This window comes from Enterobacter sp. Ag1, assembly GCA_000277545.1.
Classification (GTDB): domain Bacteria; phylum Pseudomonadota; class Gammaproteobacteria; order Enterobacterales; family Enterobacteriaceae; genus Cedecea.
Window position 1 is genome coordinate 1 of sequence record AKXM01000046.1, and the last position, 22,209, is coordinate 22,209.

21 protein-coding genes are annotated in these 22,209 nt (G+C 56.7%); 8 read left to right on the top strand and 13 right to left on the bottom strand.

Going from position 1 to position 22,209, the window contains the following annotated elements:
- Nucleotides 1-586: 586 nt before the first annotated feature.
- The 5 genes from napC to napF form a co-directional block, all read right to left on the bottom strand.
- Complete coding sequence (napC, locus tag A936_RS23330) at nt 587-1,189, bottom strand: cytochrome c-type protein NapC (protein ID WP_008460173.1); 603 nt, start codon at nt 1,187-1,189, stop codon at nt 587-589.
- Between the two features lie 3 nt (nt 1,190-1,192).
- A complete protein-coding gene (gene napB / locus A936_RS23335) occupies nt 1,193-1,642 on the bottom strand; it encodes a nitrate reductase cytochrome c-type subunit (RefSeq protein ID WP_008460176.1) in 450 nt (149 codons plus the stop codon).
- An 86-nt stretch (nt 1,643-1,728) separates the two neighbouring features.
- Nucleotides 1,729-4,215, bottom strand: coding sequence for a nitrate reductase catalytic subunit NapA (gene napA / locus A936_RS17655; RefSeq protein ID WP_008460177.1), 2,487 nt, complete (start codon nt 4,213-4,215; stop codon nt 1,729-1,731).
- The gene (gene napD, locus A936_RS17660; RefSeq protein ID WP_008460179.1) at nt 4,212-4,475 is read right to left on the bottom strand and encodes a chaperone NapD; all 264 of its coding nucleotides are present in this window, start codon (nt 4,473-4,475) and stop codon (nt 4,212-4,214) included. Before napD ends, napA begins: the two co-directional genes overlap by 4 nt.
- Nucleotides 4,465-4,956, bottom strand: coding sequence for a ferredoxin-type protein NapF (gene napF, locus A936_RS17665; RefSeq protein ID WP_008460180.1), 492 nt, complete (start codon nt 4,954-4,956; stop codon nt 4,465-4,467). The genes napD and napF overlap by 11 nt, the downstream gene beginning before the upstream one ends.
- A gap of 351 nt (nt 4,957-5,307) precedes the next feature.
- On the opposite strand from napF, the gene narQ reads away from it, so the two are divergent.
- The 3 genes from narQ to acrD all read left to right on the top strand — a co-directional run bounded on the left by narQ (nt 5,308) and on the right by acrD (nt 10,941).
- Nucleotides 5,308-7,017, top strand: a complete 1,710-nt coding sequence (gene narQ, locus A936_RS17670; RefSeq protein WP_008460181.1) for a nitrate/nitrite two-component system sensor histidine kinase NarQ — start codon at nt 5,308-5,310, stop codon at nt 7,015-7,017.
- Between the two features lie 19 nt (nt 7,018-7,036).
- Nucleotides 7,037-7,678, top strand: coding sequence for a nitrate/nitrite response regulator protein NarP (narP, locus tag A936_RS17675; RefSeq protein WP_008460183.1), 642 nt, complete (start codon nt 7,037-7,039; stop codon nt 7,676-7,678).
- A gap of 152 nt (nt 7,679-7,830) precedes the next feature.
- On the top strand, nt 7,831-10,941 hold the full coding sequence (acrD, locus tag A936_RS17680) for a multidrug efflux RND transporter permease AcrD (protein ID WP_008460186.1): 3,111 nt from the start codon (nt 7,831-7,833) through the stop codon (nt 10,939-10,941).
- 113 nt (nt 10,942-11,054) lie between these two features.
- Here the strand turns inward: acrD and ypfM are convergent, their stop codons facing one another.
- On the bottom strand, nt 11,055-11,114 hold the full coding sequence (gene ypfM / locus A936_RS23520) for a protein YpfM (protein WP_139827443.1): 60 nt from the start codon (nt 11,112-11,114) through the stop codon (nt 11,055-11,057).
- Between the two features lie 202 nt (nt 11,115-11,316).
- Here ypfM and A936_RS17685 point away from each other — a divergent pair, with 202 nt between their 5' ends.
- From A936_RS17685 to A936_RS17695, 3 genes are read left to right on the top strand one after another with little or no spacing between them, the layout of a single operon-like run.
- On the top strand, nt 11,317-11,673 hold the full coding sequence (locus A936_RS17685) for an ArsC family reductase (protein WP_008460187.1): 357 nt from the start codon (nt 11,317-11,319) through the stop codon (nt 11,671-11,673).
- A gap of 4 nt (nt 11,674-11,677) precedes the next feature.
- On the top strand, nt 11,678-12,805 hold the full coding sequence (gene dapE, locus A936_RS17690; protein WP_008460188.1) for a succinyl-diaminopimelate desuccinylase: 1,128 nt from the start codon (nt 11,678-11,680) through the stop codon (nt 12,803-12,805).
- 27 nt (nt 12,806-12,832) lie between these two features.
- Nucleotides 12,833-13,021 carry a YpfN family protein gene (locus A936_RS17695; RefSeq protein WP_008460189.1) on the top strand — a complete coding sequence of 63 codons (189 nt, stop codon included), beginning with the start codon at nt 12,833-12,835 and terminating at the stop codon, nt 13,019-13,021.
- Between the two features lie 42 nt (nt 13,022-13,063).
- Here A936_RS17695 and ypfH read toward each other — a convergent pair whose 3' ends face one another.
- From ypfH to dapA, 6 genes are all read right to left on the bottom strand, one after another.
- Nucleotides 13,064-13,759, bottom strand: a complete 696-nt coding sequence (gene ypfH / locus A936_RS17700; RefSeq protein ID WP_008460190.1) for an esterase — start codon at nt 13,757-13,759, stop codon at nt 13,064-13,066.
- A gap of 72 nt (nt 13,760-13,831) precedes the next feature.
- Nucleotides 13,832-15,865 carry a tRNA(Met) cytidine acetyltransferase TmcA domain-containing protein gene (locus A936_RS17705; protein WP_034809794.1) on the bottom strand — a complete coding sequence of 678 codons (2,034 nt, stop codon included), beginning with the start codon at nt 15,863-15,865 and terminating at the stop codon, nt 13,832-13,834.
- A gap of 3 nt (nt 15,866-15,868) precedes the next feature.
- Entirely contained in the window at nt 15,869-16,747 is an 879-nt protein-coding gene (ypfJ, locus tag A936_RS17710) for a KPN_02809 family neutral zinc metallopeptidase (RefSeq protein ID WP_034809797.1), read from the bottom strand.
- 325 nt (nt 16,748-17,072) lie between these two features.
- The gene (gene purC / locus A936_RS17715; protein ID WP_008460193.1) at nt 17,073-17,786 is read right to left on the bottom strand and encodes a phosphoribosylaminoimidazolesuccinocarboxamide synthase; all 714 of its coding nucleotides are present in this window, start codon (nt 17,784-17,786) and stop codon (nt 17,073-17,075) included.
- Between the two features lie 97 nt (nt 17,787-17,883).
- A complete protein-coding gene (bamC, locus tag A936_RS17720; RefSeq protein WP_008460194.1) occupies nt 17,884-18,918 on the bottom strand; it encodes an outer membrane protein assembly factor BamC in 1,035 nt (344 codons plus the stop codon).
- A gap of 16 nt (nt 18,919-18,934) precedes the next feature.
- The gene (gene dapA, locus A936_RS17725) at nt 18,935-19,813 is read right to left on the bottom strand and encodes a 4-hydroxy-tetrahydrodipicolinate synthase (RefSeq protein WP_008460195.1); all 879 of its coding nucleotides are present in this window, start codon (nt 19,811-19,813) and stop codon (nt 18,935-18,937) included.
- A 146-nt stretch (nt 19,814-19,959) separates the two neighbouring features.
- Between dapA and A936_RS17730 the strand changes: the two genes are divergently transcribed.
- Both A936_RS17730 and bcp read left to right on the top strand, forming a co-directional pair.
- Nucleotides 19,960-20,514 (top strand): glycine cleavage system transcriptional repressor, encoded by a 555-nt coding sequence (locus A936_RS17730; RefSeq protein WP_008460196.1) that lies wholly within the window; start codon nt 19,960-19,962, stop codon nt 20,512-20,514.
- 15 nt (nt 20,515-20,529) lie between these two features.
- The gene (gene bcp / locus A936_RS17735) at nt 20,530-21,000 is read left to right on the top strand and encodes a thioredoxin-dependent thiol peroxidase (RefSeq protein ID WP_008460197.1); all 471 of its coding nucleotides are present in this window, start codon (nt 20,530-20,532) and stop codon (nt 20,998-21,000) included.
- Between the two features lie 56 nt (nt 21,001-21,056).
- On the opposite strand, the gene A936_RS17740 is transcribed toward bcp, so the two are convergent.
- On the bottom strand, nt 21,057-22,133 hold the full coding sequence (locus tag A936_RS17740; protein WP_008460198.1) for an AI-2E family transporter: 1,077 nt from the start codon (nt 22,131-22,133) through the stop codon (nt 21,057-21,059).
- Nucleotides 22,134-22,209: the final 76 nt, after the last annotated feature.

The window sequence follows — 22,209 nt, forward strand, 5'->3', positions numbered from 1 at the left end:
AAAGTGTTACCTATGTGCCAGTTCATACAACGCCATGCCCCCTGACAACCCCCGGCGCCCGGCGAGCTCATCGCCGCTGAAGCGGTAAACCCACCGGCCATCACCCAAACATTCGGGGTCGTTCGCGATTCGTTCCCGACGATCGCTCTCTTTCGCTGTTCCCGACAGCTCAACCCCGCCTGAGTTGGGTCATAGCCTGGGGCGATGAGAGCCGGGGACAAGGGCGTGGCGGTGTGACTTGCAGCGACTGTTGCGTTCAGCGTTGCTTTGAGCTTAAAGCGAGGCTCGGTTCCGGCTTAAATCGCCTCCGTTTTCTCTCCGACTGGCCAGGGTCCGGGCGTCGGGAACGGCCGGAGGCTGAGAGCGTCGGGAGCGCATCTCAGTCGACCCAGGACTGGGAGATAAAACGGAGGTCTGCCGCTTCAGCGGTCGATTTATTTGGCCGGGAGTCCGGGGTCTCGGGGGAGTGACGGTGACTCCCCTGAGCCGTTCACTAATTCGATGGTGACATATTAAACAGGTTTGGAAGTGAACGGGACCTTAGCTGATCCTTCATAAGCAACCCTCATCAGGTCCTCTGACTCGATCAAAACCCCGCCTCAACCTCTCGCATATCCGGCAGCTTATGCGCTATGCCTTTATGGCAATCAATACAGGTTTTTCCGTCTTTGATCGCCTCATCGTGCATTTTGGCCGCCACGGTTTTCTGCGCGGTGAAATCCATATAGTCGAAGTTATGGCAGTTTCGACACTCCTGGGAGTTATTGTTTTTCATCCGCCGCCACTCGTTTTGCGCCATCGCCAGGCGGTGATCGTCAAACTTCTGCGGCGTGTCTATCAGCCCAAAGGCCTTAGCGTACAGCTCCTTGCTGGCCTGAATTTTACGGATCATTTTCGGCACCCATTCGTGCGGCACATGGCAATCCGGGCAAGTCGCACGCACGCCACTGCGGTTGTTGTAATGCACCGTGCCCATGTATTCCTCATACACGTTATTGCGCATTTCATGGCAGCCGATGCAGAACTCTTCGCGGTTGGACATTTCCATCCCGGTGTTGAAACCGCCCCAAAAAATTATCCCGGCAGCAAAGCCAATCAGCAGCAACGTGCCTAGCGCTAACCGACTCGGCCTGCGCCACCACTGCCACACGCGTTTAATGATGCCGGGTTGACGAGTTGATTTATCCATAACTTATTTCCCAAACCCTTTAGATGGCTCGAAGGTATTTTCAACAATCGGGGCAACATCCGCCTGGGGCACGTGGCATTGCAGGCAGAAATAGCGGCGAGGCGCCACGTTCGAAAGCACCTTGCCGTCGCTATCCATAAAGTGCGTTGGGCTGACGCGCGGAGCCCCCGTGGTGCGGTAACTTTCAACGCCGTGGCACTGCAGGCAGCGGTTACTGGTCGTCGTGACCTGGTAGCCGTCCACGCTATGCGGGATCATCGGCGGCTGGTTAACGTAGTTCAGCGCCATCCGCTGCTGCTGCTTTGGCATCAGCACAGCCCCTTCCGGGGTGCCGGACACTTCAGGCGATTGCTTAAGATCCACGTCAGTTGCCGCCCAAAGCGCACCGCTGACAACCAGAGTGAATGCCGCTCCCCATTGAAACAACGCCTTCATCAGGCCTTGGTTATTCATGATTTAGCTCCCAGGCTCCATCGAATTGTTATTCTGAAAACACCCTCCGGACACTTAGCGATGCCGCGACCGAAGGGCATTGCGCGTTACACCTTCGCCAGCTTTACGGAGCACTTCTTGAAATCCGCCTCTTTGGAGAGCGGGTCGGTGGCGTCGAGCGTCAGGTTATTCACAAGCTGCGCGGCGTCGAAGAACGGCATGTAGACCAGGCCTCGGGGCGGCTTATTGCGGCCACGGGTTTCGACGATGGAAACCACTTCACCACGGCGAGAAATCACCTTCACTTTGTCGCCACGGCGCAGACCGCGCGCCTGGGCATCCAGCGGATGCACAAACGTGACGGCCTCGGGGAAGGCACGATGCAGCTCCGGCACGCGGCGCGTCATGCTGCCGGTATGCCAGTGCTCGAGCACACGCCCGGTAGATAGCCACAGGTCGTACTCCTGGTCCGGGGCTTCTGCCGCCGGCTCGAACGGCAGCGCGAAGATCACCGCTTTCCCGTCCGGTTTACCGTAGAACTTGAAGCCTTCCCCGGCCTTAACGTACGGGTCGTGGCCCTCGCTGTAGCGCCACTGGGTTTCTTTCCCGTCGACCACCGGCCAGCGTAAGCCCCGGGCTTTGTGATACTCGTCAAACGGGGCCAGATCGTGCCCGTGCCCGCGGCCAAAGCTGGCGTATTCCTCAAACAGGCCTTTTTGCAGGTAGAAGCCCAGCTCGCGGGATTCGTCGTTTAGCTGCTCTGCTGCCAGTTCGGTCACCGGGAACTTGCGGACCACATCGCTGGCAAACAGCACGTCGAACAGGGTTTTGCCCCGGTATTCTGGTTTTTTCTCGAGAAGCTCAGCAGGCCAGACATCCTCGACCTTGAAGCGTTTCGCGAAGGTCACAAGTTGCCAGAGATCGGACTTCGCCTCGCCCGGCGCGCTCACCTGCTGACGCCAGAACTGCGTACGGCGCTCGGCGTTACCGTAGGCGCCCTCTTTCTCAACCCACATTGCCGTCGGCAGGATCAGGTCCGCCGTTAACGCACTGATGGTCGGATAAGGATCGGAGACGATGATGAAATTACGCGGATCGCGCCAGCCCGGCATACGCTCTTCGGTGATATTCGGCCCGGCCTGCATGTTGTTGTTGCACATCACCCAGTACACGTTGAGCTTGCCATCTTTCAGCGCCCTGTCCTGCGCCACTGCGTGCAAACCTACTTTGGCTGGGATAGTGCCGGCGGGCAGCTGCCAGGTTTTTTCGACGATCTCCCGGTGCTTTTCGTTGGTGACGACCATGTCTGCCGGTAAGCGGTGTGCAAAAGTGCCCACTTCACGCGCGGTGCCGCAGGCGGACGGCTGCCCCGTCAGCGAGAATGGCCCGCAGCCTGGCTGAGAGATTTTCCCGGTCAGAAGATGCAGGTTGTAAACCAGGTTATTCGCCCAGACGCCGCGCACGTGCTGGTTAAAGCCCATCGTCCAGTAGGAAATCACTTTTTTATTCGGGTCAGCGTAGAGCTTCGCGAGCGCTTCAAGCTGGTCTTTCGGCACCCCGCTCATTACAGCGGTTTTCTCCAGCGTGTACTCGGCGACAAACGTTTTGTATTCGTCGAAGCTCATCGGCTCGGAAGCGTCAGATCCCGGATTCTTCGCGGCCTTTTCCAGCGGGTGCGTCGGGCGCAGCCCATAGCCAATATCCGTCACGCCACGGCGCAGGTTAACGTGCTGCTTAAAGAACGACTCGTTCACCGCGTTGTTCTGAATGATGTAGTTGGCGATGTAGTTCAGGATCGCCAGATCGCTTTGCGGCGTGAAGACCATACCGTTGTCCGCCAGCTCGAAGCTGCGGTGCTGGAAGGTCGAAAGCACGGCAACCTTGACGTTTTCATCGGTCAGGCGGCGGTTAGCGATGCGTGACCAGAGCACCGGATGCATCTCCGCCATGTTGGAGCCCCAAAGCACAAAGGCGTCCGCCTGCTCAATATCGTCATAGCAGCCCATCGGCTCATCCATGCCGAAGGTGCGCATAAAGCCCACGACGGCAGACGCCATGCAGTGACGCGCGTTCGGATCGATGTTGTTCGAACGGAAGCCTGCCTTGAACAGCTTCGCGGCGGCGTAGCCTTCCCACACCGTCCACTGGCCGGAGCCAAACATGCCGATACCGTCCGGGCCTTTCTCTTTCAGGGTGTTCTTAAATTTATCTTCCATCACGTCGAAGGCTTTTTCCCAGCTTACCGGCTGGAACTCGCCCTCTTTGTGGTACTGCCCGTCTTTCATGCGCAGCAGCGGCTGGGTGAGACGATCTTTTCCGTACATGATCTTTGGCAGGAAGTAGCCCTTAATGCAATTCAGCCCTCGGTTGACCGGCGCTTCCGGGTCGCCCTGGCTTGCGACGACGCGGCCATTTTGGGTCCCCACCAGCACGCCGCAGCCGGTACCGCAGAAGCGGCACGGCGCTTTGTCCCATTTAATGGCATCGGGTTTGCCGACCACCGCACGAGCCACGCCCGGTGCGCTGAGGCCCGCCGCCGCGGCAGCTGCGGCAACGGCATTCGCTTTCATAAAGCTACGACGACTGAGTTTCATGGTGCTTCCTCACCTTGTTCATTCTGCTGGTGATAAACCAGCGACACCGCCAGCACGCCGGAGATATTGCGTGCCCGCTCAATTTGTTCCAGCAGCATGTTGCTTTCGGCGGCTTCAATAACCACCGCAAGTTTGCCGCTGTCGATATCGTCAACCGCAACCTCGCTGCCGGGCAGCGAGTTGATCGCGCTGCGTACGGCAGCAACATGTTCAGGTCTGGCCTGAACCACCAGGCCGCATACGTGCCAGTCAGTGTGCATTTTGTGGCCTCAGGGTGATGGCTGACGTTGGGCACCCGGCAACACAAGCGCCGCAGCCGTGACAGGCAGACAAAGAAATCTGTGGACGGGAAACGTCCTGCAGAGTGGGGATGAACCGGATGGCCTGCGGTTCACAGGCATCTTCGCAGCTGCGACATTCCACCTGATGCCAGGCCAGACAGGTTTCGGCGAGCTGTAAAGTCAGTGCCCAGGGTTGCGCTGATTGCGGGGCAAAAAGCCGCTGAGGGCAGGCGTCCGCGCACGCGTAGCAGAAAGTGCACTCGCCCCGGCTAAAGTCGATTTCGGGGTAGCCGCCCTGGCCACGGCGAAGCACCCGGCTCTGACAGGCGGTCACGCAGCTATCGCAGCGCGTGCAGTCCAGAAGAAAATGGTTTTCATCACCGCTCCATGGAGGGCGAACAGCGGGAGTAGAACTGTGCCAGCCCCCGGTCAGCAGGCCGCGACGGGTCAGTTTAGCCATTGGGCAGATCCTTGCTCAAAATACCCGGCCAGGTCGACACCGGGTAGAAACGTCATTCTTTTTATCCGCGTATTCTCTGCGGTTTTTACGGCACTTAAGGTATGTGACGAGGGGTTACAAAAGCATCCCCATAAAGGGGTAAATGCCGTTGTCGGATCAAAGAGGTGCACGGTTTCGGCGTGACGGGGAGGAATCAGCAGATGTAAGACAGACGTTATGCTGTCGCAAAGCTTGCGTTAAATACGGCTGCATTTTTCGCGCTGGGGCGAAAAAGTCACCGCCAGGCGTTTGCGTCTCAGGCAGATTCTGGTAGGTTTCGCTCCACCGCATACTTTAAAGGGTTATTCCCCCGTGACAGTCAAACGCTCGGTCTCCACCAGCCTTGCCCGCGCTTTCTTTTCGATTGTTTTGCTGTCATTGCTTTCCACCGGCATCGCGATGCTGACGCTCGCCAGCAGCCTGAAAGACGCAGAAGCAGTGAACATTGCGGGCTCGCTGCGTATGCAGAGCTACCGTCTGGGCTACGATCTTCAGAGTAACCCCAGGGCTATTGCGGCACATTTACAGCAGTTTCAACAGTCGCTGAACGCCCCAACATTGCTGCAGCTTAACCGGTTTTGGGTGCCTGCTGAGGTGCAAGCCCGCTATAACGCTCTGCAGCAGGCCTGGCAGCAAATGCAACAGCATATTCAGAACGAAGACATCGACTGGTACCGCTATAACATTGCCGCCTACGTGGAACAAATCGACCTGTTTGTGCTGGCGCTGCAGCATTATGCCGAGCGAAAAATGATGCAGGTTGTCGCGGCTTCGGTGGTCGGTTTTATCGCTATTTTTACCCTGGTATTCTTCACTTTGCGCCGCATCCTCCAGCAGGTGGTCATGCCGCTCAATACCATGGTGGAAGCGAGTAAAGCTATTGAGCGCGGCGAATTTACCCTCCCGAACCTTGACCGCTCTCTGCCCAATGAGCTGGGCGCCCTGGCACAGGCTTTTATCCGCATGGCAGATGAGCTGCAAAAACTTTATCGTTCCTTAGAGCAGCAGGTGGAGCAAAAGACCCTGCGCCTGCAGGAAGCCAACCGCATGCTCGAAGTGCTGTACAGCTGCTCCCAGGCGCTGAACGTCAGCACCATCAATCGCGACTGCTTCATGCAGATCCTGCAAATCATCCACCAGCATGAGGCGATCAGCGCCCTGGAAATGCAGGTGGGTGAAAACTGGCGGCTGACGGAAGGCTCCCCGGTCCCGGACGAAAAATGGCATACGCTGCCGCTGGTTCAGCAGGACAGCGCTTTTGGCACGCTGCGCTGGCAGTCACCGGATAAAGCCCCTTCCCAACAGCTGATGAAAAGCGTGGCCACCATGCTGGGGCGAGGTGTGTACTTTAATCAGGCACAAAAACACTACCAGCAACTGCTGTTAATGGAGGAACGGGCTACGATTGCCCGCGAGCTGCATGACTCTCTGGCCCAGGTGCTCTCATATCTTCGTATCCAACTGACGCTGCTCAAGCGCGCGGTGCCCGAGGAAAACCTGCCCGCACAGCGAATTGTCGGGGATTTTTCCCAGGCCTTAAACGACGCCTATCGCCAGCTACGTGAGCTGCTCACCACCTTCCGCCTGACGCTGCAGCAGGCAGATTTACCCGCCGCGCTGCAGGAGCTGCTTGAACCGCTGCGCGAGCAAACCCAGGCAGACATCAGCCTGAAATGCAGCATGCCGACTCAGGTTCTGGACGCTTCGCAGCAAATCCACCTGCTGCAAATCATCCGGGAGGCGGTACTGAATGCGATTAAACACGCCAATGCGAGCCATATTGAGGTGGTTTGCCGCTCAGAAAGCGGCGGCGAGCATTTCGCTTCGGTATTTGACAACGGGCACGGGATCGCCAGCCTTGAAGAGCCGGAAGGTCACTACGGGCTGAATATCATGCACGAACGCGCAGGCCGACTTGGCGGCCAGCTGACAATATCCCGTCCGCCAGAGGGCGGAACGCGAGTAGAAGTCCACTTTACCTCTGCGCCTCCGGCTGACGCCGGGAGCCATAACAATAATTAGCTTTAGTCAGGAGTTAGCAATGTCTGAGAAAACGGTATACCAGGTTTTAATCGTGGACGATCACCCGCTGATGCGGCGCGGAGTGCGCCAGTTGCTTGAGCTGGACAGCACGTTTACGGTCGTCGGTGAGGCCAGCAGCGGTGCGGAGGCCATCAGTTTAGCGAATCGCCTGTCGCCGGATTTGATTCTGCTCGACCTGAACATGAAGGGCCTGAGCGGCCTCGATACGCTCAACGCCCTGCGCCGGGACGGGATCAGCGCCCGCGTGGTTATCCTGACCGTGTCCGACGCCCGCAGCGATATCTTTACGCTGATTGATGCCGGGGCCGATGGTTACCTGCTGAAAGACAGCGATCCGGAGGTTTTATTGCAGGACATTCACCGCTGCCTGACGGGTGAAAAAGCATTTAGCGAGCAGGTACGCGAGTATATTACCAACCGTGGGAGTGAGCGGCAGAGCAGCGATCCGTTTGCTATTCTCACTGAGCGTGAGCTGGACGTGCTGTCAGAGGTGGCCCGTGGGCTGTCAAATAAGCAAATTGCCAGCGGGCTGCATATTTCAGAAGAGACGGTAAAAGTGCATATCCGTAACCTGCTTCGTAAGCTGCAGGTAAGGTCACGCGTCGCGGCCACGGTATTATTTTTGGAAAGCCGGGGTTAAAACGACCCAATAAACGGTATGGTTACAAATCCTGCCAATTCCATAGCATATTTACACTATCTCCTAGATTTCTCCACGTTTGACTAAGCGGTTAAAGCTACAGTGATGCGGTTATTGATAACAATTAGAAGCTTTTAAGGGGTCCTGACCGCATGGCGAATTTTTTCATTTCTCGCCCCATTTTTGCCTGGGTGCTGGCAATTTTACTTTGCCTGACCGGGGCACTGGCTATTTTTTCACTGCCCGTCGAACAATATCCCGATCTTGCGCCACCCAACGTAAGGATCACCGCCAACTATCCAGGCGCTTCCGCGCAAACCCTGGAAAACACCGTCACGCAGGTGATAGAGCAAAGCATGACCGGCCTGGACAACATGATGTACATGTCGTCCCAAAGCAGCAGCGCCGGTCAGGCCACCATTACCCTGAGCTTTAAGGCCGGGACGGACCCGGACTCTGCGGTACAGCAGGTGCAAAACCAGCTGCAGTCTGCGGTAAGAAAGCTGCCGCAGGACGTGCAGACTCAGGGCGTCACGGTGAACAAGACCGGTGACACCAATATTCTGATGGTGGCCTTTGTTTCCACCGACGGCAGCATGGATAAGCAGGACATCGCTGACTACGTGGCCAGTAACGTACAGGACCCGATGAGCCGCGTGAACGGCGTCGGCAGCGTCGATGCTTACGGCTCGCAGTATTCCATGCGTATCTGGCTCGACCCGAATAAGCTCATCAACTACCAGATGACCACCCAGGACGTGGTCACCGCCATCAAATCCCAGAATGCGCAAATTGCCGTGGGCCAGCTTGGCGGCACGCCGTCGCTGGACAAACAGGCGCTGAACGCCACCATCAATGCCCAGTCGCTCCTGCAAACACCGCAGCAGTTCAAAGACATTACGCTGAGGGTGAATCAGGACGGTTCGCTGGTCACGCTGGGGGATGTGGCGGACGTTGAGATGGGGGCGGAGAAATATGACTTCCTGAGCACCTACAACGGGCAGCCCGCTTCCGGGCTTGGCATTAAGCTGGCTTCCGGTGCCAACGAAATGGAAACCGACAAGCTGGCCCGCGCCAAGATCGAAGAGCTTTCGCAGTTTTTCCCACACGGTCTGGAAGCTAAAATCGCCTACGAAACCTCCCCGTTCGTTAAAGCCTCAATCACCGACGTGGTGAAAACGCTGCTGGAAGCGATTCTGCTGGTGTTCCTGGTGATGTACCTGTTCCTGCAAAACTTCCGCGCCACGCTTATCCCGACGATTGCCGTACCGGTGGTGCTGCTCGGCACCTTTGCCGTGCTGTATGTCTTCGGCTACAGCATTAACACGCTGACGATGTTCGCCACCGTGCTGGCTATCGGCCTGCTGGTGGATGACGCCATCGTGGTGGTAGAAAACGTCGAGCGAATTATGAGCGAGGAAGGCCTCTCCCCTCGGGAGGCGACACGCAAATCCATGGGCCAAATCCAGGGAGCGCTGGTCGGCATCGCCATGGTGCTCTCCGCCGTGTTCGTGCCGATGGCGTTCTTTGGCGGCACAACCGGGGCGATTTACCGCCAGTTCTCGGTCACTATCGTCGCCGCCATGGTGCTCTCGGTGCTGGTGGCGATGATCCTCACCCCAGCCCTGTGTGCAACCATTCTTAAGCCGCTGCATAAAGGTGAGCATCACGGCCAGAAAGGCTTCTTTGGCTGGTTTAACCGCACCTTCAACCGCAGTGCCGAACGCTACGAAAACGGCGTGGCAAGAATCCTCTCCCGTAGCCTACGCTGGATGCTGATTTATGCCCTGCTGCTTGGCGGCATGGTGTTCCTGTTCCTCAAACTGCCGACGTCATTCCTGCCCCAGGAAGACCGCGGCGTGTTCACCACGTCAGTACAGCTTCCGAGCGGCGCAACGCAGCAGCAGACAACCAAAGTGGTGCAGCAGGTGGAGCAGTATTACCTCACCAAAGAGAAAGACAACGTCGTGTCGGTGTTCTCCACCATTGGCGCAGGCCCGGGCGGGAACGGGCAAAACGTGGCGCGCATGTTTATTCGCCTGAAGGACTGGGACGAACGCAGCGCCGACGGCAGTTCGTTTGCCATCATTGAACGGGCCACCAAAGCCTTTAATAAGATCAAAGAAGCGCGCGTCATTGCCAGCAGCCCGCCAGCGATTAACGGTTTGGGCAACGCCGCAGGCTTTGATATGGAGCTGCAGGATCATGCCGGCGCGGGGCACGATGCGCTCATGCAGGCGCGTGACCAGCTGTTGGAAATGGCCGGCAATAACCCGCAGCTCACGCGAGTGCGCCACAACGGCCTGGACGACAGCCCGCAGCTGCAAATCGATATCGACCAGCGTAAGGCTCAGGCGCTGGGCGTCTCCATCGATGATATCAACAACACCCTGCAAACGGCCTGGGGCTCAAGCTATGTGAATGACTTTATGGATCGCGGGCGCGTGAAGAAAGTGTATGTCCAGGCTGCGGCCAAGTACCGCATGCTGCCGGACGATATCAATAGCTGGTACGTGCGTAATAAAACAGGCGGCATGGTGCCGTTCTCCGCCTTTGCCACTTCCCGGTGGGAAACAGGCTCGCCTCGCCTGGAGCGATACAACGGCTATTCCGCGCTGGAAATTGTCGGGGAAGCGGCACCTGGGTTAAGTACCGGTACCGCCATGGACATTATGGAAGATCTGGTCAGCAAGCTGCCGAACGGCTTTGGTCTCGAGTGGACGGGCATGTCCTACCAGGAACGCCTCTCCGGCGCGCAGGCACCTGCCCTGTACGCCATTTCATTGCTGGTCGTATTCCTGTGCCTTGCGGCGCTGTACGAGAGCTGGTCCGTGCCGTTCTCTGTCATGCTGGTGGTACCGCTTGGGGTGATTGGCGCCCTGCTCGCCACCTGGATGCGAGGCCTTGAGAATGACGTTTACTTCCAGGTCGGGCTGCTAACGGTGATCGGCCTTTCGGCGAAAAACGCCATTTTAATCGTCGAATTTGCCAACGACCTGAACGCCAAAGGCCAGGACCTGGTTGCCGCCACGCTTGAGGCCTGCCGCCAGCGACTGCGCCCGATATTAATGACGTCCCTGGCGTTTATTTTCGGGGTTCTGCCGATGGCGACCAGCACCGGGGCAGGCTCCGGCAGCCAGCATGCGGTAGGCACCGGCGTGATGGGCGGGATGATCTCCGCCACCGTGCTGGCCATCTTCTTTGTGCCGCTGTTCTTCGTCCTGGTGCGCAGACGCTTCCCGCTCAAAGAGCACCACGACTAAACTCTCGGGCAATAAGCCACAAAAAAGGCGGCCTTTTCAGGTCGCCTTTTTGCTGATGTTCGCAGAGTATTCAGTACCAGAATATCGCGCCGTTGCTTTTTATGCCGGAACGCTTATTTGCGCAACATACCTTCGATGAAGTCTTTCCACTGCCCTAATTCGTGCTCGATCATAACCGCCTCTCTTGATGTTGGCGCAAGTATACGCGGATATATCCTGCAGTTGAACCTTTTTTGAGCGGTCAACTATTGAGCACCATCACAAATATATCGTTAGCAGAATAACGGTTTAGCACTGAATCGCGGCTCGATAATTCCCCTCACCTGCGGCAGAATGGTCGCCCTATGGCAAACTAAAACGGAACCGACCGCCACTATGATCACCATGTACGGCATTAAAAATTGCGACACCATCAAAAAGGCGCGCCGCTTTTTAGAAGCTCAGGGCGTGGATTACCAGTTTCACGACTATCGAGCTGACGGGCTGGATGCCACGCTGCTGAACAGTTTTATCTCTGAGCTTGGTTGGGAAGCGCTGCTAAATACGCGGGGCACAACCTGGCGCAAGCTGGATGAGGCCCATCGCGCATCCATTAATGACGCACAAAGCGCGGCGGCGCTGATGCTGGAGATGCCGGCAATCATCAAACGCCCATTGCTCTGCGCGCCCGGTCAGCCTATGCTGCTGGGTTTCAACGAAACTCATTATCAGCAGTTTATCAACGAGGTATAGTCCTATGTCCTGCCCGGTTATTGAGCTGACGCAACAGCTTATTCGTCGTCCTTCCCTGAGCCCCGATGATGCCGGTTGCCAGGCGCTGCTGATTGAGCGCCTGCGCGCGATTGGTTTTACCGTTGAACACATGGATTTTGGCGACACCCAGAACTTCTGGGCCTGGCGTGGGCAGGGGGAGACGCTGGCGTTTGCCGGGCACACCGACGTGGTGCCATCAGGGGATGCCGACCGTTGGATTAACCCGCCGTTTGAGCCCACGATTCGCGACGGAATGCTGTTTGGTCGTGGCGCGGCGGACATGAAAGGTTCGCTGGCGGCGATGGTGGTAGCGGCTGAACGTTTTGTCGCCCAGCACCCCAATCATAAAGGCCGTCTGGCATTCCTGATTACCTCCGACGAAGAAGCCAGCGCAACCAACGGCACCGTGAAGGTTGTTGAAGCGCTGATGGCGCGCCGCGAGCGTCTGGATTACTGCCTGGTTGGCGAGCCGTCCAGTACCGAAGTCGTTGGCGACGTGGTGAAAAATGGCCGTCGCGGCTCCCTGACCTGTAACCTGACCATTCACGGCGTCCAGGGCCACGTTGCCTACCCGCATCTGGCCGATAACCCGGTACATCGCGCAGCGCCAATGCTGGCAGAGCTGACGGGCATTGAGTGGGATAAGGGCAACGAGTTCTTCCCGGCCACCAGCATGCAGATTGCCAACGTTAAAGCCGGCACTGGCAGCAACAACGTTATTCCGGGCGATATGTTTGTGCAGTTTAACTTCCGCTTCAGCACCGAGCTAACCGATGAAGACATCAAACAGCGCGTCGTCGCCCTGCTGGATAAGTACGAACTGCGCTACACCGTCGAGTGGTGGCTTTCCGGCCTGCCGTTCCTGACGTCACGCGGTAAGCTGGTGGATGCGGTAGTGAACGCCGTTGAGCACTATAATGAAATTAAACCGCAGCTGTTAACCACGGGCGGTACATCTGACGGGCGCTTTATCGCCCGCATGGGTGCTCAGGTTGTTGAGCTGGGGCCGGTGAATGCCACCATTCATAAAATCAATGAATGCGTTAACGCCGCCGACCTGCAGCTGCTGGCCCGGATGTATCAGCGCATTATGGAACAGCTTGTCGCCTGACGGGCAGTCAACTGAAGAGGTATCAGCATGGAATGGCTATCGCATTACTGGTGGATTATCGTCCTGGTGTTATTGCTGGGGATTTTTATTAACGTCATTAAAGACCTGAACCGAATCGATCCGAAGAAGTACATGGCAGACAAGCCTGAGCTTCCGCCGCATCGTGATTTTAACGATAAGTGGGATGACGAGGACGACTGGCCTAAGAAGAAATAGCAGTCTGTCTCACTCCGGGCGATTCCGGAGTGAGACGGATATTTACAGCAGCTCAATCAGATCATCATCTTTTGGTGCCGCGCCGCCGCTCAAAGCCTCATCGAAATAGTGCTTCGGCACGGTGTAGCGCAGGTGATCCAGCGCCGCCTTCATGCTGCGGTCGTCTATCGCATGCCCCAGATCGTCAATCAAATCCAGCGTCACGTCCCCGCCCAGGCTAAGTAACTTCTCGGCGGCATCCACCGCGTGTGTCGCGTGGATCACTTTGTCGTTGTCGCCATGGATAAGATGGATTGTGGTGCTGGTGGAGGCCTGCTGCGGCAGCTCCGCATAACGCCCGCTAAAAGCAATGACCCGAGCCGCAAGACCCGGCTGAGCCTTAATGCTCTCCAGCGCCATAATAGCCCCCTGCGAGAAGCCAATCAGCGCCGTCGCCGTGGGCGGCACGCCGCTTTGCCGCTGCCAGTCACGCACGGCGTCAATAAACTCAGGCATCGCGGCATCCACGCGCTGCTGACGGTTTTCTTCCGTCACGCCTGCCACCGAAAACCACTCCCGACCTGCGCCACTTTGATTCGGCCCGCTAATACTGACCACCAGAGCATCAGGAAATTCTGGTGCAAACCAGCTCCCGATTTCGCCCATGGCTTTAGCCGTGTCGCCTACGCCGTGGAACAGCAGTACCAGCTGGCTGGCTGGCGTTGCGGGGCTTTGGACAACAAAATGGTCATGTTTCATGGTTTTCTCCTGGTTAATGGAGACAACTATACGCCGCTGCATGGGGATGACCATGCCGTTTCATTGAACAAGTTAGTGGAATTTTTGCAATTGCATAATGCCGTGGTGCAGCTCCGCCGTACGATCCCGATCGAGATTTTCCAACGCACTTTGGGCTTCCTCACGCATCAGTGCAAGCAGGGCTTTTTTGCCGGGAAGCCCCAGCCGCTGGCTGAGCGTCTCGTTGCTTTCATGTTGCTGCAGGCGCCCGCGAAGCGCATGCAGCGGTAAAACGGACGCCAGCAAAAGGCGATTCAATGTCCCCAGACAGGCTTCCAATGGACGATGGGCAAAGGCAAAACCGGATAACTCTTCCCAGTCTTCGGCCAACAGTTCTGTTGGACAATCCGCGGTAAGAGGCAAAGACAATTCAAGCCAGTCTTTTTGCCACGGCCAGTCTCGCCGTAGCCGCCGCCGCTCATTTTCTGCCAGCAACCTGCCTTCGGGCTTCAGAGGCAATAGTGCCATAGCGCTGTAGCAGCCGCTGCTGGCTTCTTTGTGGCTTCCGATTCGCACCAGCTCAAAACCACAGCGTTGCCAGAAGCGCCACAGTTCATCGGTATAGCCGAAGCTGACCGAAAGATAATCACATTGATGATTCACCGCCTGCCGCGCATGTTCAATCATGCTGGCACCAATATGCTCGCGCTGACGCAGAGGATGAACCGCAATGCGGCTGATACGCAGCCCGCGAAGCGTAGCGGCCAATGGGCTTCCGCCATGTGCCGCCAGCGATTGTGCCACCAGATTGCCTCTCGGGCGCCGGAACCCGGCCCACACGCAACGGCTTAGCGTTGCATCGAGTCCACCTTCTTCAACCAGCCACAAAGCGCCTGCACACTGCTCTTTGATAATGGCCGCGATAAAATGCTGGCCGGGCGCATCAAGCATCCGCCGCCAGTCGAGCGGCGAGGTACGGTAATGTGCGCCCGAAAGCAGCCGATACATCTGCTTTAATTGCTCAGGGTTACTAAGCCAGTCTGCCTGCTCAACAACCTGTAAAACGGGATTGCCTTGCGGGAATTGCGCCAGATCCGGCTCATCAAAAAGCATGATCTTGTCAATCACCTGCTCCAGCGGATCGTTCGGCGCCCAGCGGATCGGCGTATTCAGCGTGAAAAGCTTGAGGGACGGAAATGCCGCACAGAATTTCAGTAAAAATCCGCGCCCGGTTCCCTCGTACCCCTGCACCGTCGTGGTCAGTAAAACGCGGGGGAAACGCTCTATTAGCTGGCGTAGCAGCGGGGTCGGAATAGCGGCGGCCTCGTCCACAATCAGCCAGTCATATGCCGCGAATTCACGCTCTGCGGCCAGCGCGTCCGGGGCCATAAACTGAAATGATTCGCCCGCATAGCTTGCCAACACGTCGGTGGCAGCCTTCGCGGGCGCTGTCACGAGACAAGCACCTGGTGTCCGGTCAACGAGCATGCCCGCCAGCGCAGATTTCCCCCGGCCTCTGGCCGCCGTTACTACCGCCACGCCGCGCGCCATCCCGGACAAATTATCAAGGATAGCGGCCTGCTCTTGCTCCGGCGCACCGCTGGCGGGCTGCCAGACCGGGCGGTGAGCAAAAGGATTCAGGGTGAATGATTCATGCTGCTGCCACAGCACGGCTTCTGAATCTTGCCGTATGCAGCGCTGAAGATGGGAAACAAAATGGGGGGTCGGAATCGGCTGTGGCGCATCGCTCCAGCGGCCGGAATCTTCATCCGGAAGCGAAGCCCAGCGCGACCACTCAGGCGTCAACAGCAGCAACCAACTGCCCGCTTTGAGCATCCCGGAAAGTGCAGCGAAGGCGGCGGCATCCAGCCCTCGCCTGGCATCAAAAACGGCATGCTGAAACTCACGCCCAAGCATGCTGCGCACTGCCGAGGGCGCGCAATGCAAAGGCAACTCAGGGGAAGAGCCAACCCACAGCCAGTCTCCGGGTAAAGAAGTCGACAGCGTTGCAACCTGCTCGCGGCTCCACTGACTATCACCGGCCAGCACCATCAGCCGGCGGATGCCCGTCTGCCGCATATGCGCCGTTGCCTGCTGCATCGGCGCGATGAAAGTTGCTGCGGTCATCGATTAACGGAGCGTATTGCCGAAGGTGTTGCACTGGGCCGGATCGCCGCTGTCAAAACCCCGTTTGAACCAGGTATAGCGCTGCTCGGAAGTGCCGTGGGTAAAACTGTCCGGCACCACTCGGCCCTGGCTTTGCTGCTGCAGGCGGTCGTCCCCAATGGCTTCAGCAGCATTGAGCGCTTCTTTCAGGTCACCTGAATCAAGCACCTGCTGTTTCTGCATGCTGTTGCCCCAGACGCCGGCGAAGCAGTCGGCCTGAAGTTCCATTTTTACCGACAGGCGATTAGCTTCGGCCTGAGAAGCATTCTGCTGTAGCTGGCGCACTTTCGGTTCAATACCCAACAGCTTCTGCACGTGATGCCCCACTTCGTGAGCAATGACGTAGCCCTGGGCAAAGTCGCCGCCCGCCCCAAGTTTGTTGCGCATATCATCGTAGAAGGAGAGGTCGATATAAACGGTGCTGTCCGCCGGGCAATAGAACGGCCCCATCACGGACTGGCCGGTACCGCAGCCGGTGCGCGTTGCCCCGCGGTACATCACCAGCTTAGGCTGCTGGTAGGTACGCCCCATCTTCTGGAAAATTTCACCCCATGTATCTTCGGTTGTCGCCAAAATGACCGAGGTAAATTTGGCGGCTTCGTCGTCTTTCGGGCTGATGGAGCGCTGCTGGGAAGACTGCTGAGAAACCTGCGGCTCGCCGGACAGGAAGGAAGTAAGATCGACGCCGTAATAGCTTGCCACAATGACCACGACCAGCAGCACCAGCCCGCCTTTTCCGCGTGGGATGCGAAAACCGCCGCCGCCCATGCTCATTCCAGGGCCAGAGGCGTCATTGCGCCTGTCTTCTACATTGTCGCTTTCGCGACGTCCTTGCCAACGCATACGCTCGTCCTCATTCACAACCTGTAATGGAATACTCGTCATACTTCAAGCTGCAGCTGCGTTGGCCGCACCCGCTCACCTCAGTCACATAGTTAGCTATGCGCCTGAGGACTCACGGCCTTGCCGCGTGATTCAGCACTATGGCCTCACCCCTTTGGGGCCAGCGCAAGCGCTGTTCAAAACGACCACGCGTTTTGTGCTACAACTTGAATTATTTAGAGTATAGATCGTAGGTGGTTACCGGCAGGATTACCATAAGAACAGACAGCGAAAAAACAGGGTGCGCAAAAACGCACCCCATTGCGCAACGTAAACGATTGCGTAGTTAGTCTAATTTAACGCCGAGACGGTGAGCAACTTCCTCGTACGCTTCAATCAGGCCACCCAGACTCTGGCGGAAACGGTCTTTGTCCATTTTATCAAGCGTTTGCTTGTCCCACAGGCGGCTGCCGTCCGGGGAGAATTCGTCACCCAGCACCACTTCGCCTTTGAACAGCCCAAACTCCAGCTTGAAGTCAACGAGGATCAGGCCAGCGTCATCAAACAGTTTGCTCAGTACGTCGTTAGCTTTGTAGCTCAGTTCACGCATGCGGGCCAGATTCTCTTTGCTCACCCAGCCAAAGGTTTCGCAGTAAGATTCATTGACCATCGGGTCATGCATGGCGTCGTTTTTCAGGAACAGATCGAACAGCGGTGGGTTCAGCTCAATACCTTCTTCAATACCAAGGCGCTTCACCAGTGAACCCGCGGCGCGGTTACGAATCACGCACTCTACCGGCACCATGTCGAGTTTCTTCACCAGCACTTCGTTGTCAGAAAGCAGCGCTTCCATCTGGGTCGGGATACCCGCTTCTTCCAGTTTGGCCATAATGAAATGGTTAAACTTGTTGTTTACCATGCCTTTACGGTCGAACTGCTCGATGCGCGCCCCGTCACCTGCTGACGTATCGTTACGGAATTCGAGCACCAACAGATCCGGATTTTCGGTACTGTAAACGGTCTTCGCTTTGCCGCGATACAACTCAGCTTGCTTTTGCATCTTTCTTACTCCAGGTATAGCGATCGCTTGCGCAATCGAGGGGGGTTAATACATAAGGCTTAAAAAACAAGGGCCGGAATTAACCGGCCCTTGAGTATTACTTGCTGAATGCTGCCTGGAAGACAGCGACCAGTGCATCGTTCTGAGACTGCGTCAGCGGGTGCCCTTTCGGATCGATGAACTGCAGGCTGCTGCGGTTATCGAGGTCGCCAACCTGCAGCTTATAGTCGCCGTTGGTGAGCCCAGGATCTTTCGCCCCCAGATCACTCCAGCTGCTGTCAGACAGCGCTTTGTAGGTTACCGCGATATTGCCCTGAGAGCGGGTTGTATCGGTGACCTTCATGCCCACTTTTTCAAGCGCGGCCGGCAGACGGTTCCACACGACGTTGAACGGCGCACGAACGACCAGCATTGGCAGCCCGGTATCATCCGCGGCACTCTGCACGTCAAGCTGCGCTGAGCTGCGGTTGTCCAGCGCATTCTGACGGGTCGTTTCAGACTTATCGAGACCGGCACTGATGATGTTCAGCATTTGCGCGCTATAGCGCTGCAGAGATGAAGCATCCGCCACCGGCTTGCCGCCCTGCTCCAGGTTCAGCAGCTTAACAACGACTGACTGCTGGTAGCCCTGAGGCTGCACGCTAATCTGGTAGCGGCCACGATACTGGACGTCTTCGTCAGCGCGGTTCCACTGAACCCAGTCGGTTGTCAGGGTCTGGCTGGCATCGTTGCGCTGGGCAATAGCGTAGTTCCCGGCTTGCAGGATACTGACCACCTGAGGCCAAAGGCCGCTTGCCTTGTTAGCTTCAACCTGCAGCGTGGCGGTATCACCGGTGAACTGAGTACGAGCCCCGTTCACCAATGCCAGCGCCTGCGCCGGCGGGCGAATATCCAGCTGCTTGCCTACAGCACCGCTGCCGTTGGTGACCGGAATGTTGTAGTCGCCATTCTGAATCGGCAGGATCATCCCGGCCGGAGAGTGGATTTCCGCAAGTGGGGTCGCATCCAGGTAGGACTCATCGCCGCTAACCTGACGCTTGTAACGCTGATCGGAACTGCACGCCGCTAACAGCATGGCGAGCGAAACAACAGCAACTTTTGCCACCGTCGACTTCTGTACTGAGTAAGCCATCAAATCTCCCTAAGCTTTACAGCAGACCGGCATGCTTAAGCGCGCTGATAATCACCGGGCGACTGGCGTCGGTCAGCGGCGTCATCGGCAGGCGTAAGGTGTCGGTTGCCACAAGACCCAACTCCCTCGCGGCCCATTTCACCGGGATAGGGTTAGGTTCTACAAACAATTTATGGTGCAGCGGCATCAGACGCTGGTTAATTTCGCGAGCCTGTGCAAATTGCCCTGAGGTGGCAAGTTTACACATTTCTGCCATTTCACGCGCGGCTACGTTTGCCGTCACGGAAATCACGCCGTGGCCGCCAAGCTGAATGAAGTCCAGCGAGCTGGCGTCATCGCCGCTCACCAGGATGAAGTCATCTTCAACCAGCTCTTTGATCTGGTTTACGCGGCTTAAGTTCCCGGTGGCTTCTTTGATACCGATAATATTTTTGATTTTCGCCAGGCGGCCAACGGTTTCCGGCAGCATGTCACAGCCGGTACGCGACGGCACGTTGTACAGCATCTGCGGCAGATGGGTGCTTTCAGCAATCGCTTTAAAGTGCTGGAACAGGCCTTCCTGAGTAGGCCGGTTGTAATACGGGGTGACCGTCAGGCAGCCCACAATGCCGCTGTCCTGCAGGTGATGCGTCAGGGAAATCGCTTCGGAAGTGGCGTTAGCCCCGGTACCGGCAATGATCGGGATACGCCCGTCCGCCAGTTCCACGGTAAGCTTCACTACGTCGACGTGTTCGTCGTGGCTTAAGGTAGCCGATTCGCCGGTAGTCCCTACCGAGACAATCGCCGATGTTCCGCTGGCGACATGGTAATCAATCAGTTTTTTCAGGCTGGACCGGCAGACATTACCTTTCTCATCCATCGGCGTAATTATCGCGACAACACTTCCCGTAAACATTAGCCACCCTCTGTGCAAACATGTTCTCCAATGTTACGTTTGGTGCCATAGCAAAAGCAAGCCGCCAGAAGGCGCTAAGCGGTTGGCAGCATACTTTTTTTATGCTTTCCTAATGTGAATCTCACCGATTGACAGGAAGAACACGTTTGACACCCTCATCACACCATTATTTGGTTATCACAGCCCTGGGGGCGGACCGTCCGGGTATCGTCAATACCATCACACGTCACGTAAGCAGCTGCGGCTGTAATATCGAAGACAGCCGGCTGGCGATGCTGGGTGAAGAGTTCACCTTTATCATGCTGCTTTCCGGCACCTGGAACGCGATAACCCTGATCGAATCCACTCTGCCGCTAAAGGGCGCCGAACTCGATCTGTTAATTGTGATGAAACGCACAACCGCACAGGAAAGACCGGCCACGCCGGCCACGGTTTGGGTGCAGGTTGAAGTGGCAGACTCGCCGCACCTGATTGAGCGATTTACCCATCTGTTTGATACCCATCAAATGAACATTGCCGAGCTTGTTTCCCGCACTCAGCCCGCTGAAAACGGCGTGGGGCCACGTCTGTATATTCAGATCACGGCCCACAGCCCCGGTTCACAGGATGCGACAATTATCGAGCAAGCGTTTAAAGCCCTATGTACAGAACTGAAAGCAGAAGGCACTATTAACGTGGTTAACCCACAGCAAGATGATTAAAGACGGAGAGTAGTGATGAGCCCACTGAAAGCCGGTGATATTGCACCGAAATTTAGCTTGCCCGATCAGGACGGCGAACAAGTAAATTTAACCGACTTCCAGGGACAGAGAGTTCTGGTTTATTTCTATCCAAAAGCGATGACACCAGGCTGCACCGTGCAGGCATGTGGTTTGCGCGACAACATGGATGAGTTGAAAAAGCGTGGCGTGGAAGTGCTGGGTATCAGCACCGACAAGCCGGAAAAACTTTCCCGTTTTGCCGAGAAAGAGCTGCTTAACTTCACCCTGCTTTCTGATGAAGACCACGAGGTTTGCAATCAGTTTGGCGTGTGGGGCGAGAAATCTTTTATGGGTAAAACCTACGACGGCATTCACCGCATCAGCTTCCTGCTGGACGGCGACGGTAAAGTGGAAAAGGTGTTTGACGATTTCAAAACCAGCAACCACCACGATATCGTTGTGAACTGGCTGACCGAAAACGCCTAAGTACAGATAAAGAACAGATAAAAAAGCCGACATCTTAGTCGGCTTTTTTCTTCCTGTTATTCCCGACTCGTCGCGTCATCTACCGCTGAAGCATCCGGCCAGGCGTGAACCACGGCTTTAATCAGCGTTGCCAGCGGGATTGCAAAGAACACGCCCCAGAATCCCCACAGCCCGCCAAAAATCACCACTGACAGAATAATCACCAGCGGATGAAGATTCACCGCCTCCGAGAACAGCACCGGCACCAGCAGGTTGCCGTCCAGCGCCTGAATAATGAGATACACGCCAAAGAGCGTCCAAAACTCAGTGCCCAGGCCAAACTGGAACAGCGCCACGCAAATCACCGGAATAGTGACCACAAACGCGCCGATGTAAGGAATTAGCACCGAGAAGCCAACCAGCACCGCCAGCAGTAGCGAGTAATTCAGCCCGAAAATAATAAAGCCGATATAGGTCGCCACGCCCACGACAATCATCTCCAGCACTTTGCCGCGAATATAGTTGGTGATTTGCTGGTTCATCTCCAGCCAGACTTGCCCGGCCAGACCTCGGTTGCGCGGCAGAACACGGCGCACGGCATTCAGCATCTGCTCTTTGTCCTTCACCAGGAAGAACACCATCAGCGGCACCAGAATCAGGTAAATAGCCAATGTCAGCAGCCCAACCAGCGACGCCAGCGAGAATTTCACCACCTGGTCGCCCATGCCGGAAAGCCGACTGCGAACGTTTTCGGCCATGGCGTCAATAATGCCCGCATCCACCAGCGCCGGATAACGCTTCGGCAATGTGGCGGCAAAATCGGAAAGTTTGTTGAGCATCCCCGGCATATCACGAATCAGGTTGATGCCCTGCTGCCAGGCGACGGGCGCCACAAACAGCACCATCAGCAGCAAAATGCCGACAAACAGCACCAGCACAATGGTGGTGGCCCACGTTCGGGAACAACCGATACGCTCGAGGCGCACCGTAGGCCACTCAAGCAAATAGGCCAGAACGATGGCAACCAGCAGCGGTGCCAGCAGACCGTGCAGGAAGAACAGGATGCAAAAACCCGCCACCAGAATAACCAACAGGGCAATCGCCTCCGGGTCGCTGAAGCGACGGCGATACCACTGCAACAACATGTCGAGCATACATCCCTTCCGTGAAGTTTTTTTTGATGCCGAATTGTATCGAAATGTCACCGCAAAGACTTTGCTTTTTACGGCG

Excerpts from the sequence above, each read along its gene's own strand:
- bcp (WP_008460197.1), top strand. The coding sequence starts at position 20,530 with ATGAGCCCACTGAAAGCCGGTGATATTGCACCGAAATTTAGCTTGCCC.
- bamC (WP_008460194.1), bottom strand. The coding sequence starts at position 18,918 with ATGGCTTACTCAGTACAGAAGTCGACGGTGGCAAAAGTTGCTGTTGTT.
- napF (WP_008460180.1), bottom strand. The coding sequence starts at position 4,956 with ATGGCTAAACTGACCCGTCGCGGCCTGCTGACCGGGGGCTGGCACAGT.
- napD (WP_008460179.1), bottom strand. The coding sequence starts at position 4,475 with ATGCACACTGACTGGCACGTATGCGGCCTGGTGGTTCAGGCCAGACCT.
- ypfJ (WP_034809797.1), bottom strand. The coding sequence starts at position 16,747 with ATGCGTTGGCAAGGACGTCGCGAAAGCGACAATGTAGAAGACAGGCGC.
- acrD (WP_008460186.1), top strand. The coding sequence starts at position 7,831 with ATGGCGAATTTTTTCATTTCTCGCCCCATTTTTGCCTGGGTGCTGGCA.
- narP (WP_008460183.1), top strand. The coding sequence starts at position 7,037 with ATGTCTGAGAAAACGGTATACCAGGTTTTAATCGTGGACGATCACCCG.
- ypfH (WP_008460190.1), bottom strand. The coding sequence starts at position 13,759 with ATGAAACATGACCATTTTGTTGTCCAAAGCCCCGCAACGCCAGCCAGC.
- dapE (WP_008460188.1), top strand. The coding sequence starts at position 11,678 with ATGTCCTGCCCGGTTATTGAGCTGACGCAACAGCTTATTCGTCGTCCT.
- napB (WP_008460176.1), bottom strand. The coding sequence starts at position 1,642 with ATGAATAACCAAGGCCTGATGAAGGCGTTGTTTCAATGGGGAGCGGCA.
- purC (WP_008460193.1), bottom strand. The coding sequence starts at position 17,786 with ATGCAAAAGCAAGCTGAGTTGTATCGCGGCAAAGCGAAGACCGTTTAC.
- A936_RS17685 (WP_008460187.1), top strand. The coding sequence starts at position 11,317 with ATGATCACCATGTACGGCATTAAAAATTGCGACACCATCAAAAAGGCG.
- A936_RS17705 (WP_034809794.1), bottom strand. The coding sequence starts at position 15,865 with ATGACCGCAGCAACTTTCATCGCGCCGATGCAGCAGGCAACGGCGCAT.
- napC (WP_008460173.1), bottom strand. The coding sequence starts at position 1,189 with ATGGATAAATCAACTCGTCAACCCGGCATCATTAAACGCGTGTGGCAG.
- A936_RS17695 (WP_008460189.1), top strand. The coding sequence starts at position 12,833 with ATGGAATGGCTATCGCATTACTGGTGGATTATCGTCCTGGTGTTATTG.
- dapA (WP_008460195.1), bottom strand. The coding sequence starts at position 19,813 with ATGTTTACGGGAAGTGTTGTCGCGATAATTACGCCGATGGATGAGAAA.
- A936_RS17740 (WP_008460198.1), bottom strand. The coding sequence starts at position 22,133 with ATGCTCGACATGTTGTTGCAGTGGTATCGCCGTCGCTTCAGCGACCCG.
- napA (WP_008460177.1), bottom strand. The coding sequence starts at position 4,215 with ATGAAACTCAGTCGTCGTAGCTTTATGAAAGCGAATGCCGTTGCCGCA.